Source organism: Streptacidiphilus neutrinimicus (assembly GCF_000787815.1).
GTDB lineage: Bacteria > Actinomycetota > Actinomycetes > Streptomycetales > Streptomycetaceae > Streptacidiphilus > Streptacidiphilus neutrinimicus.
The window spans coordinates 22,971-29,592 of record NZ_BBPO01000082.1 but is presented as its reverse complement, the minus strand read 5'-3'; the positions used below and the strand labels follow the sequence as shown (position 1 = coordinate 29,592).

The 6,622-nt window shown below is 71.7% G+C and carries 4 protein-coding genes; all 4 read left to right on the top strand.

Translation table 11 applies throughout. The annotated features are described in order from the left end of the window. On the top strand, positions 1-2,280 hold a 2,280-nt coding region (gene glgB, locus TR48_RS32865; RefSeq protein WP_439654515.1), incomplete at its 5' end, for a 1,4-alpha-glucan branching protein GlgB. Between the two features lie 28 nt (positions 2,281-2,308). Then, entirely contained in the window at positions 2,309-3,547 is a 1,239-nt protein-coding gene (gene aroA / locus TR48_RS32860) for a 3-phosphoshikimate 1-carboxyvinyltransferase (protein ID WP_042374061.1), read from the top strand. A 381-nt stretch (positions 3,548-3,928) separates the two neighbouring features. Beyond that, positions 3,929-5,422 carry an APC family permease gene (locus TR48_RS32855; RefSeq protein WP_042374059.1) on the top strand — a complete coding sequence of 498 codons (1,494 nt, stop codon included), beginning with the start codon at positions 3,929-3,931 and terminating at the stop codon, positions 5,420-5,422. Positions 5,423-5,533: 111 nt separating this feature from the next. Continuing rightward, the gene (locus tag TR48_RS32850) at positions 5,534-6,508 is read left to right on the top strand and encodes a hypothetical protein (RefSeq protein ID WP_042374058.1); all 975 of its coding nucleotides are present in this window, start codon (positions 5,534-5,536) and stop codon (positions 6,506-6,508) included. Positions 6,509-6,622 lie beyond the last annotated feature (114 nt).

Below are 6,622 nucleotides of genomic sequence, written 5' to 3'. Positions count from 1 at the left end.
CTCGACGACACCCAGGCGGCCCGCAGGCCGGCCGGCGCATCCGCCGTCGACGCGCCGGAGGCGGTCCTCGCCTCCGGGGCGGTGCGGCCGGTGCCCGAGGCGCCGCTCGCGCCCGGGGAGGTGGAGCGGCTGGTCGGCGGCTGGCACCACGATCCGCACGGCCTGCTCGGCGCGCACGACACGGTGTACGGCACCGCTCTGCGCGTGCTGCGCCCGCTCGCCGAACGCGTCGTCGTCAGCAGCGGCACCGCCCGGTTCGAGCTGACGCACCAGCAGGACGGCCTCTTCACCGGTCTGCTGCCGAAGGGCTCCGTCACCGAGGGCTACCTGCTCCAGGTCACCTACGCCGGGGTCGAGCACGAGCAGGAGGACGGCTACCGCTTCCTGCCGACCGTCGGCGAGACGGATCTGCACCTGATCTCCGAGGGCCGCCACGAGCAGTTGTGGCTCGCCCTGGGCTCGCACCCGCGGCGGATCGAGGGTGTCGCCGGGACCGCCTTCGCCCTCTGGGCGCCCAACGCCTCCGGTGTACGCGTCATCGGCGACTTCAACGGCTGGAACGGCGCTTCGCACCCGATGCGCTCGCTCGGGGCGAGCGGCGTGTGGGAGCTGTTCGTGCCGGGCATCGGCGAGGGCGCGACGTACAAGTTCGAGATCGCCACCCGCGACGGGCGGATGCTGCAGAAGGCCGATCCGCTCGCCCGCCGCGCCGAGTGCCCGCCGGCGACCGCGTCGATCGTCACCTCCTCGCGGCACGAGTGGCACGACGCGGAGTGGATGGCCACGCGCGGGCGGCTGCCGCACCACCAGGCGCCGATGAGCGTCTACGAGCTCCACCCCGGATCCTGGCGTCCCGGCACGACCTACCGCCGACTGGCCGAGGAACTGCCCGGCTACGTCCGCGACCTGGGCTTCACCCACGTCGAGCTGATGCCGGTGATGCAGCACCCCTTCGACGGCTCCTGGGGCTACCAGGTCTCCGGGTACTTCGCGCCCGCCGCGCGCCTGGGCGACCCGGACGACTTCCGGTACCTGGTCGACAAGCTGCACCAGGCCGGGATCGGCGTGATCGTCGACTGGGTGCCCGCGCACTTCCCCAAGGACGACTTCGCGCTCGCGCGCTTCGACGGCGAGCCGCTCTACGAGCCGGCCGACCCGCGTCGCGCCGAGCACCCGGACTGGGGAACGCTGGAGTTCGACTACGGCCGCGCCGAGGTGCGCAACTTCCTGGTGGCCAACGCCGTCTACTGGGGCGAGGAGTTCCACGTCGACGGTCTGCGGGTGGACGCGGTCGCGTCCATGCTCTACCTGGACTACTCCCGCGAGAGCGGCGAGTGGGCGCCCAACGAGCACGGTGGACGCGAGAACTGGGATGCCGTCAGGTTCCTGCAGGAGATGAACGCGACCGTCTACCGGCGCTGCCCCGGCATCGTGACCGTCGCCGAGGAGTCCACCGCCTGGCCGGGCGTGACCGCGCCGACGGAGCACGGCGGCCTCGGCTTCGGCCTGAAGTGGAACATGGGCTGGATGCACGACTCGCTCGTCTACATGAGCAAGGAGCCGGTACACCGCAAGTACCACCACAACGAGATGACCTTCTCGATGGTCTACGCGTACAGCGAGAACTACGTCCTGCCGATCTCGCACGACGAGGTGGTGCACGGCAAGCGGGCGCTGGTCTCCAAGATGCCGGGCGACTGGTGGCAGCAGCGCGCCAACCACCGGGCCTACCTGGGCTTCATGTGGGCCCACCCGGGCAAGCAACTGCTCTTCATGGGCAGCGAGTTCGCCCAGGGCGCGGAGTGGGACCACAAGGAGGGCCCGCAGTGGTGGGTGCTCGGCGAGGACTGGCCTGCGCACGCCGACCACGAGGGCGTGCGCGACCTGGTGCGCGACCTGAACCGGCTCTACCTGGACACCCCGGCGCTGTGGCAGCTGGACTCCGACCCGGCGGGCTTCTCCTGGCTGGACGGCGGCGCGGCGGAGGACAACGTCTTCTCCTTCGTCCGCTACGACACCCAGGGGCGGCCGCTGGTCTGCGTCAGCAACATGTCGCCCGTGGTCCGGCACGGCTTCCGGGTCGGGCTGCCGACGGTCAGGGCGGACGTACGGGACGCGCGCTGGCTGGAGGTGCTCAACACCGACGCCGAGGTCTACGGCGGAAGCGGGGTCGGCAACCCCGACCCGGTCAAGGCCGAGCAGGTCGGGTGGAACGGCCGGGACACCAGCGCCGAGCTGACGCTGCCGCCCCTTTCCACCATCTGGTTGAGCCCGGCGTAGCCCGCGGGCGGCCCGTAGGGTGGGCCGCATGACTGTCGTCCAGATCCCCGGCTCCAAGTCCGTCACCGCCCGCGCCCTGTACCTTGCGGCGGCGGCCGAGGGCGTCACCACGCTGCGTCAGCCGCTGCTCTCCGACGACTCGGAGGGCTTCGCCGAGGGCCTGGCCTCCCTCGGCTACCGGGTGGACCGGCAGCCGGGGGTCTGGACGATCGAGGGACGCCCGGCCGGTCCGGGCGTCGCCTCGGCGGACGTCTACTGCCGCGACGGCGCGACCACCGCCCGCTTCCTGCCGGCCCTGGCCGCCGCTGGGCACGGCTCGTTCCGCTTCGACGCGTCCGCGCAGATGCGCCGCCGCCCGCTCGGCCCGCTGACGCAGGCGCTGCGCGAGCTCGGCGTGGACCTGGTCCACGAGCAGGCCGAGGGCCACCACCCGCTGCGGATCGAGGCCGACGGCATCAAGGGCGGCGCGCTCACCCTGGACGCGGGCCTGTCCTCGCAGTTCCTCACCGCGCTGCTGCTGACCGGTCCGCTGACCGAGCAGGGTCTGGAGATCACCGTCACCGACCTGGTCTCCGTGCCGTACGTGGAGATCACGCTCGCGATGATGAACCGCTTCGGCAACCCGGCCCGCCGGGAGGGGGACACCTTCGTCGTCCCGCCCGTCCCGTACGCCGCGACGGACTACCTGATCGAGCCGGACGCCTCGACCGCCAGCTACGTCTTCGCCGCCGCCGCGCTGACCGGCAACACCGTCACCGTCCCGGGTCTGGGCGCCGGCTCGCTCCAGGGCGACCTGCGCTTCGCCGAGGTGCTGCGGGAGATGGGCGCGGACGTCTCGATCACCCCCGAGTTCACGACGGTCACCGGCACCGGACGCCTGCGCGGCGTCACCGTCACCATGCGGGACATCTCCGACACCGTCCCGACCCTGGCCGCGATCGCCCCGTTCGCGGACGGGCCGGTGCGCATCGAGGACGTCTACAACACCCGCGTCAAGGAGTGCGACCGCCTCGCCGCCTGCGAGCAGAACCTCGCCGCTCTGGGCGTCCCGGTGACGACGGGCCGCGACTGGATCGAGATCCGTCCCGCGCGGCCGACCGGCCCGGTCGAGATCGCCTGCCACGGCGACCACCGGATTGCCATGTCCTTCTCGATCACGGGCCTGCGCACGTCCGGCATCACCCTGGACGACCCGGGGTGCGTCAGGAAGACCTTCCCCGGCTTTCACGACGCCCTCGCCGCGCTGCGCGCCGAGTGGGGCGTCTGAGCCCCGCGCGGGTCCTTCCGTACACCCGGCTCGGGGCCGCGAGTTCGGGTGTCCACCAGGTGGGACGGCAACGGTTTCCGCCCGACAGGCCCTCGAATGCCACTGAATCCGCATTCCAGGAAGCCTTGTAAACGAATTCCGCCAAACCATTGCCAGGCTCGGTCCGCTAGCGGCACCATGTGGCACGCGCTGGAGCCAGAGGTGTACGAGCGGCGATCCCGCTTCCGGAAACACCGGCGACACAAAGCTGTTGCCCAGCTCGCGATCACACCTGCTTGAGTGCGTTCGGCATGCCCCCATGTACCTGCCGCGCGCGCCCCGTCCCCACCACTCGGCAGTCGAGGCCCCTCCCCACCCTCGGCCGCCGCAGGAGAGGTTCCGTTGAGCGAGTTCACCCCGACCGAAGGAAGAGGCGGCCTGCGGGCCAACGTCCTCGGTACCTTCGACACGATCGTCATGGCCGTCGCCGGCAGCGCCCCCGCCTACTCGCTGGCCGCCAGCACCGTCGCACTGCTGGCCGCGGCAGGCCTGTTCAGCCCCGCCGCGCTGCTCTGGTGCGCCATCCCGATGCTCGGCATCGCCTGGGCCTTCAACTACCTGGGCCGTCTCGACGTCAACGCGGGCGCCAGCTACTCCTGGGTGGGCCGCGCGCTGCACCCGGCGCTCGGTTTCGCCGCGGGCTGGTCGCTGGTCGTCTCGGCGCTGATCTTCATGGTCGCGGGCTCGCTCCCGGCCGGTCAGTACACCCTCTCCCTCTTCTCCGACTCGCTCTCCAGCAACACCTGGGCCTGCGTGGGCGTCGGCGCCTTCGTCTTCCTGGTGATGGCGCTGCTGGTGCTGCTCGGCGCGCGAATCACCGCGCACGCGCAATGGATCATGACCGGCATCGAGGTGCTGATCCTCGCGGGCTTCGGCATCGCGGCGCTCATCCACGGCGGCAGCGCGGCGCACTTCCAGTGGTCCTGGCTCTGGGGCTTCGGCCACTTCGGCGGCTTCAAGGGCTTCGCCGGCGCGGCGCTCGTCGCGGCCTTCTACTTCTGGGGCTGGGACGTCACCGCCAACCTGAGCGAGGAGACCACCGACTCGCAGAAGAACTCCGGCATGGGCGGCCTGCTCGGCGTCGCCGCGGTCTTCGCGCTCTTCGAGATCGTCACCATCGCGGTCAACATGATGGTCACCCAGAAGGACATCGCGGGCGGCGCGCCGTTCCTCAACACCCTGGGCGAGGCGGTCTGGCCCGGCGCCGGCGGCAAGATCATGGTGCTGGCCGTGGTGCTCTCCACCATCGCCACGCTGGAGACGACGCTGATCCAGATCAGCCGCTCGCTCTTCGCCATGGGCCGTGACAAGACCCTGCCGGCCGTCTTCGGCAAGACCCACGCCCGCTGGCAGACCCCCTACATCGCGCTGGCCGTCATCGTGGTCATCTCGCTGGGCCTCTTCGTCGCCTCCAGCGCGCTGGGCTCGGTCACCAAGATCCTCAACGACGCGGTCGCCGCGATCGGCCTGCAGATCTGCGTCTACTACGCGCTGGCCGGCATCGCGGTGGTCGTCGCCTACCGCAAGGTGGCGTTCAAGTCGCTGCGCAACACGGTCTTCGTGGCCGTCTGGCCGGGCGCGGGCGCGCTCTTCATGGGCTTCCTCTTCGTCGAGAACTGCATGAACCTGCCGGGCATCCAGATCGCGATCGGGCTCGGCGCGCTGGCCGTCGGCGTCATCCCGATGGGGATCTACTGGGCCAAGGGCAGCGAGTTCTACACCAACCCAGGCGCCCGCCTCGACGCCGCGCTCGCCGACGCGGTCGACGCCGAGTTCGGCAGTTCGTCGCTGACGACGACCGCCTCGCACGGCGGCGGCGTCGCGACCGATCTATGACGCTCCATCAGCACCTCTAGCCGCAACCGGCAGTCAACGACGACTGCCGGTTGTCGGCTTTTCCGCATTTCCGCATGTCCGCGTTCCGGTACTCATGCAGGGGGAGCCACCATGGCCCGCGCCTCACGACGCCGCACCACCGCACCACCGTTCGACCCGACGCTGGGCGACGCCGACCTCGCCACCGCCCGACGGGACCTCGTCGTCGGACGCTGGCAGGGCGCCCGGGACCTGCTGCGCGCCACCGGCCGCGACTGGGACCGCCGTACGCACCGGCTGCGGATGCTCGCCGACGCCGCGGCCTCCACCCGCACCGTCGAGTCCTGGCAGGTCGCCGAGCCGACCAACCCCGACGCCCTGGTGCTGCGCGCGGAGACGGAGGTGCAACGCCTCTTCCTCGCCGTCGCCTCCGCCGCGCAGAACAGCGGCACGCCGCCACCGGGCCAGGACGCGCTGGACCGCCGCGAACTCGACCGCAGCGCCCGCATCTGCCTGCAGGCCGCGGAGCGGCACCCCACCGACCCCGTCCCCTGGGTCTCCCTGATGACCCTCGCCCGCCTGTACGGCGGCGGACACCCGCACGTCTGGCACTGGTGGCGCGAGCTGCAGTCCCGGGACCAGTTCAACCGGGAGGGCCACCACCAGGTGCTGCGCCACCTGTCCGCGCGCTGGCACGGCAGCTACGGCGAGATGTACAACTTCGCCCGCGACAGCGCGGCGTTCGCCCCGCAGGGCTCGCCGCTGGCCGCGCTGACGCAGGCCGCGCGGGCCGAGCACTTCCGCCACCGCGTCGAGACGGAGGGCGAGGCGGCCGTCGGCCTCACCTACCACTGGACCCACGAGGTCGCGGTCCAGGCCCTCCACGGCACCCTCCGCACCTGGATCGCCCACCGCGGCCCCACCGAGCACGCGCAGGACGTCGCGGACCTCAACCTCCTCCTCCACGGCCTCGTCTTCGCGGGGATGCTCCAGGAGGCGAAGGAGATCAGCACGGTCCTCGGCGACCGCCCCACCCGCGTCCCCTGGTCCTACTGCGGCGACCCCACCGCCCTCTTCGACCACTGGCGCACCCAACTCGGCGGCTAGCGCTCCGCCCCAGGAAGTTGCACTCCCCCAGGGGCGCGAGGCGGTGCGCGAGCAACCACCCTGTCCGGACAGCCCTGCGCGCTCGGGGCTCTACCTGCGTCGGTGGCTCGCGGC